Genomic DNA, 17,949 nt, shown 5'->3' on the forward strand with positions numbered 1-17,949 from the left:
GTGAGGGATGAGACGCGTCCTGAAGAGCACCATCGTGCCCATGCTCCAGCGTGGGCATGCCTTTCTGGACGCTCTGCGTCCTCTCTTGAGTGCGTGGCGCGGTATCGATTGTGACGCAGAGCTTCACGCACGGCATTCCCACGCGGAGCGTGAGGAACGATAGGTGTCCGCTGTTGATCGCGAGGGGCAAGCGTCGCTTAAAAATCACCGCGCAGGGTCAGGACGTAGTTGCGCGGGTCGCCGTAATAGTTACCGCGGTCGATGTCGCCGGTGGCCTTGTAGTATTTGCGATCCAGCAGGTTGTTGCCGTTGAGCGCCACCGACCAGTGTTCGTCGATTTTCCACGCGACCCGGGCATCCCAGATGGCCCGGCCAGCGTTATCGATGGGTTGGGTCGACTCGTGTTCCGAGTAGCCGCTCTGCGCCGAAACCCCGCCGCCGACGCTCAACCGACGCCAGGCGCCGGGCAGGGTGTAGCTGCTGGTCAGGCGCAGCATATGCCGGGGTGTTTCTGCTGAAATGGACTGTCCGTCACTGCCGCGGGTGATGTTGAACGTGTACCCGGCGAGGGTCTGCAATCCCGGTAACGGCTCGCCACTGATTTCCATGTCGACGCCCTTGCTGCGCCGGATATCACCGTTCAGGTAGCAGGTCCCATAGGCATCATTACTCAGGCACTGGCCGGCGTTGGCGTCATCCTCGACGGCTACGTCCTTCTGCTTCACATAAAACAGCGCCAGTGACACGTTCAGACGTTTGTCGAACAGTTCGCCCTTGATTCCAGTTTCGTGGCTAGCGCCGATGGCCGGATCAAGCAGCGTGCCTGATGCCGTTCGATAGGCGCTTTGCGGCAGGAAAATATCCGTGTAACTGGCGTACCACGACCAGTCCCGGTTGAGATCGTAGATGACCCCCGCAAACGGCGTGACCTGGTTGTCCTCCTGCGCGCGACGGGTTACGCCTGCGGATGTGGTCTGATAGTCATAGCTGCTGACCCGGCCGCCCATCACCAGGCTCAACGATTCCGTCAGGCTCAGACGCAGGTTGCTGTAGAGGCCATAACGTTTGTCGCTGTAGTCGGTACGGCGCCAGGCCGGGCGCACAGGTTCGGCAATCGCGTCGTGGTCGGGGTTGAAGATAGCCAGCGGCTGATTGGCGTTGACCGTGGCATAGCGCGACTCGCGTTTCTGTTCGGACCCATTACCGCCGACGGTCAACTGGTGACTCAGGCCAAAGGCGTCGAACCGGCCGTCCAGGTGCGCGTCGATGCCATCGCTATGGATATCGTCCGAGCGAAACAGGGTTCTGACCAGTCGGGAACCGCTCTGCGTCGCCGGGTCGATGGCGCCCTGTGCGTAGGCCACCTTCTGATCGAAAGCACCCTCGGAGCGGGTTGCCGACAGTGTGCCTCTCCAGTTTTCGTCAAAGCGGGTTTCCAGCTCGCTGAACACTTCGTCAGTGCGGGTCTGGTGGCGGTTCCAGTCCTGGGCCAGCGACGTCGAGCGCGGCAGGTCGATGGCCTTGCCGTTGCTGTAGCGGGGCAGGCCGAATATAGAAAAGCCTTGGGTGTCGGCGTTCTGATGACGTACGCCCAGGGTCAGGGTGGTGTCTTCGCTCAGGTCGGTTTCCAGGATGCCGTAGAACAACGGCGCGGTTTTCTGCAGACCATCGGTGAAATAGCCGCGGTCTTCATAGGACGTTACAAAACGCCCGCGGATGCTGCCGGAATCGTTGAGTTTGCTGCTGCCATCCAGGTCGACCCGGTAGTTGTCCCAACTGCCTGCGCGGGTGGTAATCGAGAACTGCGGCAGGGCGGTCGGGCGCTTGCGGACCAGATTGACCGCGCCACCGGGGTTGCCTGCGCCAATCAGCAGACCGGCCGCGCCGCGCAGTACTTCGACGCGGTCGTAGATTTCCATGTCCGGGGTCATCCAGCCGGTCACGCTGTAACCCTGACCAGCCACGCCATCGATGATGTAACTCTCGTCCTCCAGCGCAAAGCCTCGCGAACTGAAGACATGAGAGCCGAAATTGCGTTGGGAAAAGGTGATGCCGGGCGTTTGTGCCATCACCTCGTCGAGGCCGGTGAGGTTTTTGTCGTCCATCACCTGGCGGGTCATGACGGTGACCGACTGCGGCGTTTCGCGCAGCGACTGAGCGGTCTTGTTGATGCTCACGCCGGTGGCCGAATACGCGCCGCTGCCCTCGGTGGTGATGCCGAACGAATCGCCCTTGATCGCCACCGGCCCGAGGCTCATGGTTTGTGCGGAGGCAGCAGCGCCAAGGGTCAGGGTGTTGTCTTCAAGACTGTGCGCTACGTTGGCTTTTTTCAGCAGGTCGGCGACGGCCTGTTCGGGCGTCAGCCTGCCGTGCACCGGGCTGCTGAGCTTGCCGTTCAGGTCGTCGGGGTTGTAGAGGATTTGCAGATCGCACTGGCGGCCCAATTCCTTCAGGGCACTGCTCAGTGTCTGGGCCGGGATATCGAACTCGAACTCCTCCGCCAGCGCCTGTCCCTGGACACTCAACGCCAGCACCAGCCCCACACTGCCCAGACGCAGGCCGAGCGTTTTCACGCGGCCTGTGCGCAGACGGCTGGAGGATGTTTGCATGGGAGGGATGGCTCGTTGAGATCAATGGCGAAGGATAATGCATTTGCGGTGGAGTTGGTGGTATGCAGATGTTTGCGGAGTGTCCCGGCCCCCAGCGTTCCGCTCGCTCGAACGCTCATGGGCCAGTATGTTGTCCAAAAATGCATCGTCTGAACTACAGTCTTCGCGAACAAGTTCGCTCCCACGGCCTTCGGCCAGAATCAAAAGCGGGCTTGTATATAACGCTGAATGCAGAGCGTAGGCGCTAGAATCACGCCTATCGTTTACTTAGATCAGAAGTCTCCCCGCAAGGTCAGGACGTAGCTGCGCGGTTCGCCATAGACGTTGGAGCGATCGGTGGCGATCGAGGTGGTGTAGTACTTGCGGTCGAACAGGTTTTCGGCGTTGAGTGACACCTTCCAGTTTTCGTCCAGTTTCCACGACGCCCTGGCATCCCAGATGGCCCGACCGGCCACGCCAAGCTCTTTGTTGGACGGCACTTCGTAACCCGAATCCGCCGACACACCGGCGCCCAGGGTCAGGCGGTTCCAGGCACCCGGCAGGTTGTAGCTGGTGTTGAGGCGCAGCATGTGTTTCGGCGTTTCGTAAGCCACATCCGAATCACCGTTGTTGCGCAGCATGTTGTAGGTGTAACCGCCGAACACTTGCAGCCCCGGTAACACTTCACCGCTGGCCTCGACATCGACGCCCTTGCTGCGGCTGATGCCGTCCTGCAGGTAGCAGGAGCCGTCGGAGCTGGTAGGGCACAGTTCAGTGGTGTTCACATCAACGGCGGCCACATCTTTCTGCTTGATGTAGAACAGCGCCATCGACAGGTTCATGCGCTTGTCGAATAGCTCACCCTTGAAGCCGGTTTCGTAGTTGGAGCCGATGGCCGGGTCCAGTGGCGAGCCGCCAGCGGAGACGTAGTTGGCCTGTGGCGTGAAGATGTCGGCATAACTGGCGTACCACGACCAACTGTCGTTGATGTCATAGATGACGCCCGCGAACGGCGTGAATTCCTGAGTCTGCTTGGATTCGTAACTGTTTGCCGCACCGGTTTTGACGTCGTACTTGTAGTCATACCAGCTGAGGCGCGTGCCAAGCACCACGCTCAACGGTTCGCTCAGGTGAATACGCGTGTTGGCGTACAGGCCCGCGCGTTCTTCGGTGGTGTCGATGTCGGTTTGCCAGGCTGGACGGGCTGGTTTGGCGAAAGCGCTCTGATCGACATCGAAGACGTTGACGGCGGTGCGCCTGGTCACGGTCGCCTGATGCGTGTTGGCGTTCTGCTTCGACCAGTCGGCACCCAGGGTCACCTGATGTTCGAGGCCGAACGCGTTGAAGTTGCCTTCCAGCTGGCTGTTCAGACCGACGCTGTCGACCTCGTCCTTGCGAAACAGCGTGCCCTGAAAGTTGGAGCCCGCCAGCGTCACGGGATTCACTGCGCCCCGTGCGTAGGCAATGTTCTGATCGAAGCCACCCTGGGAATAGGTCAGCGAGGTCCGGCTGGTCCAGTCCTCATTGAAGCGATGCGCGACTTCGGTGAACACCTCGGTCATGTCGCTTTCATGGCGATTCCACTTCTGCGCCAGGTTGGTCGAGCGCGACAGGCCCAGCGACTGGCCGTTGCTGTAGCGCGGCAGGCCATAGATCGAGTAGCCGTTGATGACCTGTTCCTGACGTCGCAGGCTCATGGTCAGGGTGGTGTCGTCGCTCAGGTCGGCTTCGACGATGCCGTACAGCAGCGGCGTGCGGCTGTCGCGACCATCCAGATAGGAGCCGCTGTCATCGTAGGCCGCGACCATGCGCCCGCGCAGGGTGCCCGAATCGTTGAGCTTGCCGCTGCCATCCAGGTCGACCCGGTACTGGTCCCAGGAACCGGCGCGGGTGGTGATCGAGAATTTGTTATCGGCAGTCGGGCGTTTGCGCACCAGATTGACCGCGCCGCCGGGCTGCCCGGCACCGACCAACAGCCCTGACGCGCCGCGCAGCACTTCCACACGGTCGTAGATGGCCATGTCCGGCTGCATCCAGCCGGTGATCTGATAGCCCTGACCGCCAATGCCGTCGACCAGGAAGCTTTCCGCCAGCAGCGAGAAGCCACGCGAGGTGTACACGTGACCGCCGAAGTTGCGGTACTGGAAAGTGATACCCGGGGTGTCTTCCAGCACGTCGCTGAGGCTGGTGAGGTTGTTGTCATCCATGACTTGCCGAGTCACCACGCTCACCGATTGCGGTGTTTCGCGCAGCGATTGCGGTGCACCCTTGCCGATACTCACTGCGCCGGTGGTGTAGGAACCGGTGCCGTCGGTGGTGGTGCCCAGGTAATGCGAGTCGATTGCAGTCGGGGCCAGATTGACGGTGCTTGTGGTGTTCGAATCGTCTGCGACGGTTTCCTGTGCCTGACCGGCGACCGGCATGCACAGCGCAAGACCCATGGCCGCCATGGATGGCCGGGAGCGGAACATCTGACTGAGCATCAACGCTTTGCTGAGCGGGGTGAGTCGTGACGGGTTGTGCATGAATTGGCTCTTTCCAGTGAGTATCGGCAAGGAGATTGGGAGCGTCGTTCAGGCCTGCGCAGTCGGGTCCAGCCGTCGACCGGGCAGGCGTGAGCCACTTTTTTATGGGGCGTTGCGCGAGAGATGGCTGGGCGCGCAATTCGCTGTTAATGAGAACGAAAGCGAATAACGTTTATTTAATGTTTTTTTCACAATCCACGAAAAAAGATGGCGCTTGGCTAGCAATTGAGGGTGGCGCGGAGCGGCCAGGCAAAAAAAGCCCCGCTCGCGGACGGGCCGGGCGGGGCGTTTCAGGTGCGAGTGAATCACGCCGTAATGGTTTTATCGCGGGTTTCGTTGCGAACCTGTTCGACCTGAATCTGCCCGGCCTGCATCCGCACCAACTGGTCGGCGACGTAGAAATAGCGGTCGTCATGGGAGATCACGATGATGGTCTTGCCCTGCTGCTTCAGTTCCGGCAGCAGTTCGGTGTAGAACACGCGACGGAACGCCGGGTCCTGATCGGCGGCCCACTCGTCGAACACCAGCACCTGCCGCTCGTCCAGCCACGCATTGATCAGCGCCAGGCGCTTGCGCTGACCGGTCGACAGATCGGTGGTGGTGAAGGCACCGTTCTCGATCCTGACCTTGTGCGCGATGTCCAGGCGCTCCAGGTATTTGCCCGCGTCCTGCGGCAGCGCGGCCTGCCCCTGCAACGGCTCGTCGAACAGGTAGTAGTCGGCGAAAATCGTGGTGAACAGCTGGCGGTAGTCATCCAGGTTTTCCGCGCTGACGGGCTGGCCATTGAGGCGGATCTCACCCTGTTGCGGGGTGTACAGGCCCAGCAGCAGCTTGATCAGCGTGGTCTTGCCACAACCGTTCTCGCCGACGATGAACACGATGTCGCCCTGTTTGATGCTCAGGTCGACCGGGCCGAGGTGGAAGGCGTCGCTGCCCTCGACGGGCGGGTAGTCATAGCGCAGGTTGTGCAGCTCCAGCGTGTGCATGCTGGGCAGCGACGTCGGGCTGTCACTGACCAGCAGGTGCGGTTCGGGGCTGGAGAATTTCCATGACAGCTCGGCAATGCGGCGCATGGCGATCTGCGCACGGCTGATGCCGGGCAGGGCAGTGATCAGGCGCTCCAGCGGGCCTTTCATGTACAGCATCACCAGCACGAAGCCGCCCAGTACGGTCTTTTCGGTCGTCGGCCAGAGCGCCTGAAAGGCGATGGCCATGCCGATCACCGCGAAGAACAGCATCGAGCCGAAGGTTTCCGCGCTGACGAAGATATTGGCAGCGCGAATGTTCGAGCGGCAGATGTGTTCGGTGGCCCCATGAATCTTCTCGTCGAGCATGTGCTGACGACGCTTGCGCTGGATGCGCAGTTCCTTGGCGCCTGCGGACAGCGCCTGGTAGTGCTTCTGCAATTCGTCTTCGCTGTTGCGCGCGGCCAGAATGCTGCGCATGCCAAACGCATGCGCCAGGTATTGCGCGCCGGTGCCGAGCACCACGGTGAGCGCCGTCAGCGCCAGAATCTGCCAGGACAGCACGGCCAGATAGGTCAGGCAGCCGAGGGTGACGGTAAACGAAATCACCATCGGCGCGACCGACAGGGCAAAGGTGCTGATGGTGTTGACGTCGTTGAGCAGCACCGGGATCAGGCGGTGCGCGCGATAGCGTTCCAGCTGCTCGATGGGCGCGACCAGCACCTTGGCTGCCAGCTCGCGGCGCAGGTTGGCGACGACCCGCTGGCCGACGTAATTGGTCGACAGGTTGGACAGGGTCGAGCACGCCAGGGTCAGCACACACAATCCGGCGAACAGCAGCGCGGTCTGCGTGTCCGGCCCGCCGGGCATGTTCATCGCGTTGTTGATGGTGGCCAGCAGCCCGGTGACGCTCAGGCCGCTGACAATCCCCAGCACGGTCGATAGCGCCACCAGCCACCAGAATGGCTTGAGGATTCTCAGGGTTTCCCGGGCGAGGCTTTCAGTTGTGCGGGGCATGGTGTGTCTCGTCAGTGTCCGTGAGTGCGGCGTGGGCTATCGCCGGCCGAGGGTGCGCATGAAATCGGTCAGAGGTCGCGGGCGACCCGGAAACCCAGCCAGTCACCCCTTACATCCGGTTGGCGGCTGTTGCGGTTGCCGGAGCGCGAGAAGATCGGCGCTTCGGTCCAGTCATTGCCGCGAATCATCTTCCAGGTGCAATCACCGGCCAGCCATGCGCTGCCATCGGTGGGCGCGCCGTTGTAGTTGCTGGTCTCGCAATCGGCAGTCCATTCGTAGACATTGCCGTGGGCGTCGTAGATGCCGAAATCGTTGGGGCTGTAGCTGCCAGCGGGTGCCGTGTAGCTGAAGCCGTCTTCCGGGCCGTAAGTGTTGGCATGTTTGGCGATGCTGTAGGGCTTGCCTTCGTCCATCGGAAACGGGAACGAACCCTTGCTGCCGCCGCGTGCCGCGTATTCGCGCTGGGCTTCGCTGACCATGTGGTAGGACTTGCCGGTCTTTTTCGACAGCCATTCGACATACGCCTTGGCTTCGTTCCAGTCCATGCACACTGCAGGCTGACGCGGGCTCAGCGGGTAGCGCGGCTTGCCGGCCTTGCACTCGCGGCCTGGCCGGGTATCGCCATCCGGCATCGTGTAGCCGGAGCTCTTGATATAGGCATTCCACTCGCCGCTCAGCACCTGAAAACGGCTGATGGCGAAGGGTTTGGCGAAGGTCACGTCGTGCAGCGGGCCTTCGTCCGGCTGACGACCCAGTTCCTCTTCGGGCGCACCCATGGTGAAGGTGCCCGCAGGCAGCACGACCATTTCCGGGCAGTCCTTGCAGTCCTTGAACACTTTTCCGGGCGCGGGCGCTGCCGCTGGCGTGGCGGCGAGGGTGGTACCGCATAGCAACAGGCCGAACAGGGCGGACAGGGGCAGCAATGTTTTTTTCATGACGGGTCTCGATGGAAAACGGAAAACAGGTGAACGGTGCAGGCGTGTCAGGCGCGTCGGGCGAGCAGCGTCATGAAACGATCGATTTCGGCTTCGCTGTTCAGCAGCCCCGGCGCGGTGCGCACCACCGGGCCGACGTCGCGACTCACCGCGTCAACGACCATGCGCTGCTTCATCAGCCAGGCCGCCACGTCGTCGCACGATTGGCCCTTGAGCCGGAAGAAGCTGAAGCCCGCCGACAGCGCAGGATCCATGGGCGTCACCAGCTCGACATTGGGCTGGGCCTTGAGGCGCTGCTTGAGGTCACTGTTGAGCTGGTGAATACGTGCCTGCACATCGGCCTTGCCCAGTTGCAGGTGCAGTTTGAAGGCCTCGTTCAACGCCCAGCGGTGTTCGAACGAGTGGTAGCCGCCGGGCGTCATGATCGTGCTGAAACCGGTGGCTTCCGAGAACGTCGGGATCAGCGGCGTGAGGTCCTTGACCTGTTCCGAGCGGGCGCAGACGATGCCGGTACCGCGTGGACCGAACAGCCACTTGTGGGTGCCGGCGACATAGAAGTCGCACTTCATCTCCGGGAAGTCGAGGTTCTCGACGCCAAAGCCATGCACGCCGTCGACCACATAGAGGATGCGGTCCTGGTCGTCACGGTTGCGGTTGTGTTCCTCGACCAGATCGCCGATGGCCCCGATGGGCAGTTTCACGCCGCTGCCGGACTGCACCCAGGTCATGCCCAGCACGCGCGTCTTCGGCTGGATACTGCGCGCGATGGAGCCGATGATTTCGTCGACCGAGACGGTAGCCGGGTCCTTGAACAGGCGAATCTTGCGAACCTGCGTGCCGTCGCGCTGCTGGCGGAATTTCAGGATGTCGCGGACGCAGGAATGCTCGTGTTCGGTGGTCAGAATCTCCTGATCCGGGCGCACATGAATACCGCCGTAGATGATCGCCAGGCCTTCAGTGGTGCTGCCGGTCAGGGCGATCTGGCCGGGTTGGGCCTTCAGGTACTTGCCCGCCCAGACGCGAACCTCGTGTTCGCGGCGCTCGGTCTCTCCCAGATCCCAGTCCATGGCCAGGCCGGGATTGCGGTCGATATGCGCGCGATGCTGTTCGATGGCCTGGCGAACCGGTGCGGGGTGCGAAGTGACCAGAAAATTCGAGAGGTGAACGTAGTCCGGGTCCTGATTGAACAATTGTTTCAGGCGCGTCCATTTATCCGTGGAGGCCGGCTGAGTGGCTGGCGTCATGGCCGCCGTTGCCAGGCCGGAGCCCAGTGGCAGGGCTGCGGCCAGCACTCCGGCCTGTTTGAGAAAGGTTCTGCGATCAGTCATGAGCGTCTGCGCCTGAGGGTCGGGTAGCGGCGTTTGAGAGATTCATGTGTTTCACATCCGGACGGGCAGCCGCCTGAACCTGCTCCCAGACGCGCAGAAAGTTGCCGCCCCAGAGCTTGGTGATATCCGCTTCGGCGTAGCCGCGCTCGATCAATTCGGCCGTCACGTTGCGGATTTCGCTGACATCGTTGAAGCCTTTCACACCACCGCCATCGTTGAAGTCGGAGCTGATGCCGACATGGTCGATGCCGATTTTGCGGACCGTGTAATCGATGGCGTCGACGAAATCCTTGACCGTGGCTTTGGGCTCCTCCTCGAGAATCGCGTACAGCTTGCTGGCATAGGCGCCGAAGCGTTGCTCCGGCCAGACGGTGATGATCGGGTCGCCGGGCATCAGCGCCATGGCCAGGTTCGGCAGCGGTGGCAGGTCGAAGTCCTTGCGTAGCGCATTGAGCTTGTTCTGGGTTTTCTGGGTCAGCGGCTTCAAATAGGCTGGGAACGCTACGATTTGCACCACGCCGCCGCTGCGCTTGATGAGCTGCAGTTCCTCGTCGCTGAGGTTGCGCGGGATGTCCACCAGCGCACGCGGCGCCGAGTGCGAGGCGACCATCGGCGTGCGGCTCAGCTCGCTGACCTGTTGCAGCGCCTTGCTCGACATCTGCGACACGTCGATGATCACACCCAGGTCATTGAGGCGTTGTACGGCCTGCCTGCCGATCTCCGACAGGCCGCCCAGAGCGTCGGGCGTGTCATTGAGAAAGGGCAGGGGGCGTGAAGAATCGGCCCAGCTGTTATTGCCGACATAACTGAAACCGAACATGCGCATGCCGCGTGCGGCCCAGTGGTCCAGCAGGCTCAGGTCATTGCCCAGCGGGTAGGCGTTGAGCATGCTGATGAAGATCGCAAACTTGCCTTCGCCGTGCAGGCGGCGCATGTCGTCCGGGGTGTAGGCGATGCCGACCTGATTGGGGAAATCGCGCACCAGCCCGCTGATGATTCGGTAGCGCACTTCCTGCTGATGGCGTGCTTCGTCGACGAAACCGGGTGTCGGACGATGCGGGGCGTTGTCGCCGTTCCAGATCTCCGGCCAGCCGAATACCGTCAGCGCTGCACCGGACAGGCGTCCGCGCGCGGCTTTCACCAGGTCGAACTGCCCCGAGCCGTCCTTGTCGGCTTCGTTGCCCTCGCTGCCGAATTTCATCGGCACGGTGATGTGGCTGTCGAAGGAAATGATCCGCTCCTGCAGGTCGTCGGCCTGCTGCATGACCTTGACCGGGTAGCCTGCTGGCGACCAGTAATTCCAGGCCAGAAAGCCCGTACCTGCACTGATCGCCAGGGCCAGTGGCAGGCCGATAAAGAGAGCTTTTTTCCAACGCGGTCTTGTCATTTCCGTCTCGTGTGGTTAACCGTTGCGCAGCCTGCGACGGCTGTTGCTATCTGGTGGAGAACGAGCGGATCACCGAGAAATTTAGCGCGGGCTCATGGATGTGTGTGCAGCGCTAAATTTGTCTGCCGGGTTTACGTTCTAGCTTGGATAACGGCTGTCTCGGGGCTGGAACAGGTAGGGTAATGACGATTTCTCGACGAGGGTTCATAGCGGGTCTGGCGCTGACCGGTGCGGCAGTTCCGGCAGCGTATTACGCGCATCGGGAACTCACCCGGGTCGACCTGCCGGAAACGCCGGGCGAAGCGACGGCGGGGCCTGCCGATACCGCCACCCAGCGCCTGGCCGACAAGCTGCGCGGTGTGTGGACTCTGCGCTTCGAAGGGCGCGATGCCGGACTGAGCGGTGCGCCGCTCGAAGGCCTGGAAATGTTTCTCGACATCGCCCCGCGTGGTCGCGGCCTGCGCGGCTATATCGACACGGCCGGGCAATTGCGCGGCGATGCGCTGCCGCGTTTTCGGGTGATTGGCGATCTGCAACCGGCCAATGCCGCAAGACTCTACCTGCGGGTCATGGACGGCCATGCCGGCAATGATCCGCACAGCGACAACCCGGATTACGAATTCAGCCTGACCCTCGATGAAGTCTGGGGCGCGTTCGGTAACGCCGGCAGCGGCACCCTGAGCGGGCGTATCGAACGTCTTGACCGACCGCTGGCCCTGCCGGAACTGGAAAACCGTCTGATCGCGATCAAACAGGTGTTTCCAGAAGCGCGGGAAAGGGTGGGCCTGAGTCCGCCGTTTCTGGCCTGGCTGGTTTCCAGGGAGCATCGTCTGTTCCATCAGCTCTGGCATGCCTCGCGAGACAAGTGGCACAAATTGCCCGAAGACAAGCGTAACGCCCTGCGCGGCATCGGCTGGCAGCCGGGGCCGCGTGACCATGAGCGCGATGCGCGTGGCCCGCACAAGGACCGCAACGGCTCGGGTGAAGACTTCTTTTATATGCACCGGCACATGCTGATCCAGGCACGCAGGATTCAGGATTTGCCGTCCTGGCCGCGTTTTCCGCTGCCGCAGCCTGAGCTGGAACGCGACCGCCTGGGCTTTGCCCGCTATTTCGACAATCACGACGGCTGTTCGCTGCCGCCCAACTGGCTGGCGCATGGTGACGAGGAATACACACAGCTGGTCAGCGATATCAAAAGCCACGAGACGTTTCATACGCATTTTCAGGTCTGGGAATCGCAGTATCGCGATCCGCGCTTTTTGTCGAAGCTGACCCTGGGCCAGTTTGGTTCGCAGGTCGAACTGGAGCTGCACGACTGGCTGCACATGCGCTGGGCCTCGGTGGCCCGCGACCCGGCCAACGGGCAGCCGGTGCCGATGGCACGTCGATCGGATGATTTTGCCGAGCGCTGGTTCGAGCCGGAAAACGACTTTCTTGCCGACCCGTTTTCATCGCACGTGAACCCGGTGTTCTGGATGTTCCATGGCTGGATTGACGACCGCATTGAGGACTGGTTCCGCGCCCACGAGCGCTTTCATCCGGGCGAAGTGAAGCGCCTGCAAGTCAACGGCGTGCCGTGGTTTGCGCCAGGCCGCTGGGTGAATGTCAGCGACCCGTGGCTGGGGCCTGAAACGCACGGTTGCAGCACAGTGCCCGGCCAGACTGCAGGCACGACCATGGAAATGGACCCGGAAGTCATGAAGCTGGCGCTGCGCATCACTTTCGCGGCCGATGACAAACTGAGCAACCTGCTACGCCGCGTGCCGCGCCGGCCCTGGTATGCACGGAATCTGCTGCCGGAGAGGTGGTTTTGAGCAGCGCTGGCTCCTAGGCTCTGTACGAAAAGTGGCTGCGCTCGGTGATGCTGCGTTAAAAACAGGCTCGGATGCGAGTCCAATCGGAATGCTCATTTACAACACGTAGAGTCGAACGCGACCCCGGCCGTTCCTCGCCTGTTTTTGCCTTGCCTGACCTTCGCTCGCCGACTTTTCGTACAGAGCCTGACGCACTCCGCTCTGTCGGATATTTCATGAATGCCCCCCTGATTCTCGAACAAAAGGCGTAGGGTGGCGCCAGGTCGCAAGCTGTCTGGATGTTCGGCCGTTTCTCATCCCTTCCTTGCTTGCGCCCTCGAGAACACCTTTCATGACACCCGGAATTTTTGACGCGAACAACATTCACTTTGATCTGGGCCCCGATGCCGGTGGCAACTGGTCTGAGGTCATGCTGAAGCATCACGGGCTTTACTGTGAGTTCGATAAAACCCTGTCAGGCAACTCCACAGCGCAAAGCTGGAGCCTGGGGGCTATTGGTGTCACGCAGGCTGATCTGAAATCTCTGGTATTGATCCCGGTTGGAGAAGAACAGGATTGCTGGCAGGGGGAATGGCTTTATCTGAAGCTTATGACCGGTGGGTATGTCGATATCGACGAAGCCGGAAAGCAACATCGCTTCATGGCTGGCAGCATGTTCTTCATCGATCCCGGGCAATCCTTTCAGGAGTCGTTTACCCAGCATGGGCAAATGACCGTATTGCGCATTCCCAAGTCCAGTTTGCGCGATCGGGGCCTGAGGCATTCGTTGCCGGGGCTGATGGTTGCCGACATGGAGTCGGCAGACATACGCGCAGCCCGTGACCTGATCCACTGCATCGCGCAGCAACAGGCGGCCCCTGGCTTGGTCATACGCGAGTTGATGGGCAGACAATTGCTGGAGCTGATTGACGCCATGCTGGGCGGCCCCGGCGACAAGGCAGTTTCGCGCAGCACTGATGTCGTGCTGTTGCGCGCCAGACGTTACATTTACACGCGTTTGAATGACACCGAACTCGACTGCGCGGCCATTGCCGGTGCCGTGCATGTTTCAGTCAAGCACTTGCAACGCTTGTTCCGGAGTCAGGAGACGACGGTGATGCGTGATGTCTGGAATATCCGCCTGCAACACGCACAGCAATTGCTCAGTTCGACCCGCACGCTTCGGCCAAGTGTTCAGGACGTTGCCTGGCAGTGCGGTTTCACCACGGCAGCGCATTTCAGTCGCGCCTACCGGGCACAGTTCGGTATTTGCCCCTCGCATGTTCGGGCTACTTTCAACTGAGCAACTTCTGCTCTCGCCTTATCAGTTGAAAGCGCCTTGTGGACATCCCTCACGCGCCTTGCAGGTAACGGTGATACGCCGTCTGCGCCCTAGAATCGATCCTGTCATTCAGTGACTGATTCATCTCAATGGCTGCTGCGCTGACGCATCGGTCACAGCCCACCGTTATTCATCTTTCGCGATTGGCCCCGGCAGTTTTGCGCCGTCAATTCATGGAAGTTTTACAAAGGCACTCTTATGGAAAGTTATACCGGCGCAACCGACACTGCAGACTTTGCACGTCGTGTTGAAGACAATCAGCGGCGACTGAAAGCCAGTCTGAAGGGCGCTTACGATTACATCGTGTGTGGCTCCGGCACCTCCGGATCGGTCGTTGCGCGGCGTCTGGCAGAGAATCCCGACGTCAGTGTTCTGCTCCTGGAGGCAGGCGGCACCGATGATGTGCCCAGTGTTACCGATGCCAGTATCTGGTTCACCAACCTGGGCAGCGAGCGCGACTGGCAGTTTCAGGCACAACCCAACCCGCACCTCAATAACCGGGCCATTCCCTTGTCGATGGGCAAGGTGCTGGGCGGTGGATCCTCGATCAACGTGATGGTCTGGGCGCGCGGGCACAGCAGTGACTGGGACCACTTTGCCAGCGAATCAGGTGATCCGGCCTGGAATTATCAATCGACACTTGCCACCTATCGACGTATCGAGAACTGGCAGGGTACGCCAGACGCACTGCGCAGAGGCACGGGCGGTCTGGTCTTCGTGCAGCCTGCGCCTGATCCCAACCCGATTGCACCAGCCATGCTGGGAGCGGTGGCGGAGCTCGGAATGCCTGTTTTCGATGACCAGAACGGCGCGATGATGGAGGGCGCGGGTGGCGCGGCACTGGTCAATATGTGTCTGGAAAACGGTCGTCGCCGTTCGATTTTTCGCAGTTATGTGTACCCGCTGATGGCGCAGCCCAACCTGACGGTCCTGGCCCACACCCATGTATTGCGCGTGTTGCTGGAAGGCAAGCGAGCGGTCGGGGTCGAGGTCATTCATGAAGGCAGGATCATGAGTTTCAGAGCACGAGAGGAAGTCGTGCTGTCACTGGGTGCCATCAACACACCCAAGGTGTTGATGCTGTCCGGAATCGGCGATGCGCAGCAACTGGTTCGGCATGGTATCGCTCCGCTAGAGAATCTGCCGGGTGTCGGCCAGAATTATCAGGACCACATCATGGTCTCGGGGTGCATCTGGGAATACGAACAGGCTCATGCGGCGCGCAACAACGCCGGGGAATCGACGTTCTTCTGGAAGAGTGATCCGGCGCTCGATGTACCCGACATCCAGACCTTTCTCGCTGAAATGCCCATTGCCTCGTTTGAAGCGCAGGCGACGTTCAACCCTCCGGCCAGCGCATGGTCTTTGTTGCCGGGGCTGGTACGGCCCAAAAGCCGTGGCTCGATCACGTTGTCTGGCGGCGGGCACCGGGACGCACTGAGAATCGACAGCGGTGCGCTTGCCGAACCCGAAGATCTGCAGGCGCTGGTGCGTGCAGTCGAATTTTGTCGAGAGATCGGCAACAGCTCGACCCTGCGCCCGTTTGTACGCCGTGAGGTGATGCCCGGAAAGATGAACCGCAAGGATCTGGAGTCGTTCGTGCGCAACACCGCATCGACCGTCTGGCACCAGTCCGGTACGGCCAGAATGGGTATTGATGAGTTATCGGTGGTGGACGCGCAATTGCGCGTCTATGGCATCGACAATCTGAGGGTCGCGGACGCCTCGATCATGCCGCGAGTAACCACCGGCAACACCATGGCCCCGTGCGTGATCATCGGGGAGCGCTTGGGCAGTCTGCTCACTGGCAAGTCCTGAATAATTTGATCCATGCCGTAGATCATGCAGCGAGTGCCCGGTGGGTACTCGCTGACTTTCACCTTTTCGAGAGCATCATCATGAGCAGGCTTCAAGGCAAAATTGCGATGATTACCGGCGGCAGCAGCGGCATCGGTCTTGCGACCGCCCAGCGTTTTGTGGAAGAGGGCGCCTATGTGTTTATCACGGGTAGACGTCAGCCCGAGCTGGACGAGACCGTTTCACGTATAGGTCGTAACGTGACAGCCGTACAAGGCTATGTGTCCAGTCTTGACGATCTGGACCGACTCTACGCAGTGGTCAGGCGCGAGAAAGGCTGCATTGACGTGCTCTTTGCCAACGCCGGCATTATGGAAATGCAATCCATCGATGGCGTCGATGCGGCGCACTACGACAAGGTTTTTTGATACCAACGTCAAAGGCCTGTTGTTCAGCGTGCAAAAGGCACTGGTGTTGATGCACGACGGCGGCTCGATCATCTTGAATTCGTCCATTGCCGCCAACAGGGGCGTTTCGGGCTGCAGCACTTACAGCGCTACAAAGGCAGCCATACGCTCGTTTGCCCGAACCTGGACAGCCGAGCTGCAAAGTCGAGGTATTCGCGTCAATACACTGAGCCCGGGCCCGATCGACACGCCGATCATGGGCCTGGAAGGGCTTGCGCAAGAGCACGTCGCTCAAATGAAAGCAGCGCTGATCAGAGGTATTCCACTGGGCCGTCTTGGCCGCCCTGAAGAAGTGGCCGCGGCCGCGCTGTTTCTTGCCTGCGACGACAGCAGTTTCATTGCGGGTATCGAGATGTGTGTAGACGGGGGCAAAGCGCAAGTTTGAGGAATAGCGGGCCTGAAGCCCGCTCAGCGCACCTGCCAGCCACCGCCCAGCGCTTTGTACAGCGCGATGCTCGCCTGCACCCGTGCCAGCCGCAACTGCACGCTTACGTCCTGTGCCTGGTAAAGGGTGCGCTGGGTTTCCAGTACGGTGAGCAGGTCCTCGGCGCCTTCCTGGTAGCGGCTCTGGGCGATGCGGAAGGCGGTTTGCGCCTGTTTGAGTTCTTCTTCGTGCCAGTAGCGCTGTTGATCCAGGCCGCGAATGCTGTTCAGGGCTTTTTCCACGTCGGCGAAGCTGTCGATGATCGCGCCGCGATAGGTTTCCAGCAGTTCTTCCTGACGCGCTGTGGCCTTGTCGCGCTCGGCGGCCAGACGGCCATTGTTGAAGATCGGTCCGATCAGCCCGGCAGCGAGGCTGCTGAACGGTGCGCGCAGCCAGTCTTCGGCGCGGGTGTTTTCGGTGCCGAGCCGGGCGCTCAGGGTCAGTTTTGGCAGCATGGCGGCGCGGGCGACGGTGACATTGGCCTGTGCCGCCGCCAGGTCAGCCTCGGCCTTGGCCAGATCAGGGCGGCGGGTCAGCAGTTCGCTGGGCAGGCCGGGGCCGATGTCCGGCCAGTTCAGGGTGTCGAAGGGCTGATCCGCGAGGTGCAGATTCTGCACCGGCTGACCGAGCAAGGCTGCCAGGGTGATCAACTGCTCGTTGGCCAGTTGCTGAACGCGGGGCAGTTCACGCTGCTGGGCCGCAACCAGATTTTTTTGCTGCGCCAGCTCGAGGGCGGTAGCTGAGCCCGATTCATAGCGGGTTTGCACCAGGCGCAGTACGTCTTGGGCATTGGCCAGATTCAGTTCGGCAATCCGCCCTTGCTCGCGCGCCGCCAGGGTTTGCGCATAGCGATCGGCGACGTTGGCCAGCAGGGTCAGCTCCACGGTCGCCTGATCGAACTGGCTGGCGCGCAGCCCTTGGAGTGCGCTGTCGCGTCCCGCTGCGATACCTCCCCAGAAATCCACCTCATAGCTGGCGGTCAGGTCGCTGGTGAAGTTGTTGGTGTTGTTGTCGTCGGAAGGGTTGGCCTTGCGGTCGCTGTTGCGCAGGAACCGGTTACGTTCGCCGCGCAGGTCAAAGGCCAGTTCCGGGAGCAAGGGCGCGCCGCCGATAATGGCGCTTGCCTGTGCCTGACGAACCCGTGCGATCGCCGCAGCGACTTCATGGCTGTCAAGGCTGGCCTGTTCGATCAGGCGATTCAGCTGTGGGCTGCCGAACTGCTGCCACCAACGGATATCACTGCGCTGTGCGGCGGCGTTTGCGGCAAACGCCCAGCTTGCCGGTAGCTGGATGCCGCTGTCCGGCGGCGGAGCAGGCGTCTGGCAGGCGCTCAGCAACAGGCAGGCAGTCAAAACGCAAAGGCTAGGCTTCATTGATC

At 61.3% G+C, this 17,949-nt stretch carries 10 protein-coding genes and 1 pseudogene; 4 read left to right on the forward strand and 7 right to left on the reverse strand.

Annotated elements, in window-relative coordinates; genetic code table 11:
- Positions 1 to 197 precede the first annotated feature (197 nt).
- From BT119_RS01705 to pvdM, 6 genes are all read right to left on the reverse strand, one after another.
- Entirely contained in the window at positions 198 to 2,609 is a 2,412-nt protein-coding gene (locus BT119_RS01705; RefSeq protein WP_072364614.1) for a TonB-dependent siderophore receptor, read from the reverse strand.
- 272 nt (positions 2,610 to 2,881) lie between these two features.
- Positions 2,882 to 5,113, reverse strand: coding sequence for a TonB-dependent siderophore receptor (locus BT119_RS01710; RefSeq protein ID WP_003433158.1), 2,232 nt, complete (start codon positions 5,111 to 5,113; stop codon positions 2,882 to 2,884).
- A 305-nt stretch (positions 5,114 to 5,418) separates the two neighbouring features.
- The gene (locus tag BT119_RS01715; protein ID WP_072364616.1) at positions 5,419 to 7,095 is read right to left on the reverse strand and encodes a cyclic peptide export ABC transporter; all 1,677 of its coding nucleotides are present in this window, start codon (positions 7,093 to 7,095) and stop codon (positions 5,419 to 5,421) included.
- Positions 7,096 to 7,163: 68 nt separating this feature from the next.
- Positions 7,164 to 8,030, reverse strand: a complete 867-nt coding sequence (locus tag BT119_RS01720) for a dihydropyoverdine dehydrogenase (protein ID WP_054081911.1) — start codon at positions 8,028 to 8,030, stop codon at positions 7,164 to 7,166.
- 47 nt (positions 8,031 to 8,077) lie between these two features.
- Positions 8,078 to 9,358: a pyoverdine-tailoring periplasmic protein PvdN gene (locus BT119_RS01725; RefSeq protein ID WP_065350141.1), complete on the reverse strand. Its 1,281-nt coding sequence runs from the start codon at positions 9,356 to 9,358 to the stop codon at positions 8,078 to 8,080.
- Positions 9,351 to 10,745, reverse strand: a complete 1,395-nt coding sequence (pvdM, locus tag BT119_RS01730; RefSeq protein ID WP_060708903.1) for a pyoverdine-tailoring dipeptidase-like protein PvdM — start codon at positions 10,743 to 10,745, stop codon at positions 9,351 to 9,353. The genes BT119_RS01725 and pvdM overlap by 8 nt, the downstream gene beginning before the upstream one ends.
- A gap of 182 nt (positions 10,746 to 10,927) precedes the next feature.
- On the opposite strand from pvdM, the gene BT119_RS01735 reads away from it, so the two are divergent.
- The 4 genes and pseudogenes from BT119_RS01735 to BT119_RS26205 all read left to right on the forward strand — a co-directional run bounded on the left by BT119_RS01735 (position 10,928) and on the right by BT119_RS26205 (position 16,532).
- Complete coding sequence (locus BT119_RS01735; protein WP_044308422.1) at positions 10,928 to 12,562, forward strand: pyoverdine maturation tyrosinase PvdP; 1,635 nt, start codon at positions 10,928 to 10,930, stop codon at positions 12,560 to 12,562.
- Between the two features lie 331 nt (positions 12,563 to 12,893).
- Positions 12,894 to 13,844 carry an AraC family transcriptional regulator gene (locus BT119_RS01740; protein WP_072364619.1) on the forward strand — a complete coding sequence of 317 codons (951 nt, stop codon included), beginning with the start codon at positions 12,894 to 12,896 and terminating at the stop codon, positions 13,842 to 13,844.
- A 237-nt stretch (positions 13,845 to 14,081) separates the two neighbouring features.
- Positions 14,082 to 15,701 (forward strand): GMC family oxidoreductase, encoded by a 1,620-nt coding sequence (locus BT119_RS01745; protein WP_003366627.1) that lies wholly within the window; start codon positions 14,082 to 14,084, stop codon positions 15,699 to 15,701.
- A gap of 80 nt (positions 15,702 to 15,781) precedes the next feature.
- Positions 15,782 to 16,532, forward strand: a pseudogene (locus BT119_RS26205) (SDR family oxidoreductase).
- Positions 16,533 to 16,555: 23 nt separating this feature from the next.
- Here BT119_RS26205 and BT119_RS01760 read toward each other — a convergent pair.
- Positions 16,556 to 17,944 (reverse strand): efflux transporter outer membrane subunit, encoded by a 1,389-nt coding sequence (locus tag BT119_RS01760; protein WP_072364623.1) that lies wholly within the window; start codon positions 17,942 to 17,944, stop codon positions 16,556 to 16,558.
- Positions 17,945 to 17,949: the final 5 nt, after the last annotated feature.

It is taken from the genome of Pseudomonas sp. NFACC10-1 (assembly GCF_900119195.1).
Lineage (GTDB): Bacteria > Pseudomonadota > Gammaproteobacteria > Pseudomonadales > Pseudomonadaceae > Aquipseudomonas > Aquipseudomonas cerasi.

Bases quoted from the DNA above. Each gene is read 5' to 3' on its own strand.
- BT119_RS01705 (WP_072364614.1), bottom strand. From the start codon at position 2,609: ATGCAAACATCCTCCAGCCGTCTGCGCACAGGCCGCGTGAAAACGCTC.
- BT119_RS01710 (WP_003433158.1), bottom strand. From the start codon at position 5,113: ATGCACAACCCGTCACGACTCACCCCGCTCAGCAAAGCGTTGATGCTC.
- BT119_RS01715 (WP_072364616.1), bottom strand. From the start codon at position 7,095: ATGCCCCGCACAACTGAAAGCCTCGCCCGGGAAACCCTGAGAATCCTC.
- BT119_RS01720 (WP_054081911.1), bottom strand. From the start codon at position 8,030: ATGAAAAAAACATTGCTGCCCCTGTCCGCCCTGTTCGGCCTGTTGCTA.
- BT119_RS01725 (WP_065350141.1), bottom strand. From the start codon at position 9,358: ATGACTGATCGCAGAACCTTTCTCAAACAGGCCGGAGTGCTGGCCGCA.
- pvdM (WP_060708903.1), bottom strand. From the start codon at position 10,745: ATGACAAGACCGCGTTGGAAAAAAGCTCTCTTTATCGGCCTGCCACTG.
- BT119_RS01735 (WP_044308422.1), top strand. From the start codon at position 10,928: ATGACGATTTCTCGACGAGGGTTCATAGCGGGTCTGGCGCTGACCGGT.
- BT119_RS01740 (WP_072364619.1), top strand. From the start codon at position 12,894: ATGACACCCGGAATTTTTGACGCGAACAACATTCACTTTGATCTGGGC.
- BT119_RS01745 (WP_003366627.1), top strand. From the start codon at position 14,082: ATGGAAAGTTATACCGGCGCAACCGACACTGCAGACTTTGCACGTCGT.
- BT119_RS01760 (WP_072364623.1), bottom strand. From the start codon at position 17,944: ATGAAGCCTAGCCTTTGCGTTTTGACTGCCTGCCTGTTGCTGAGCGCC.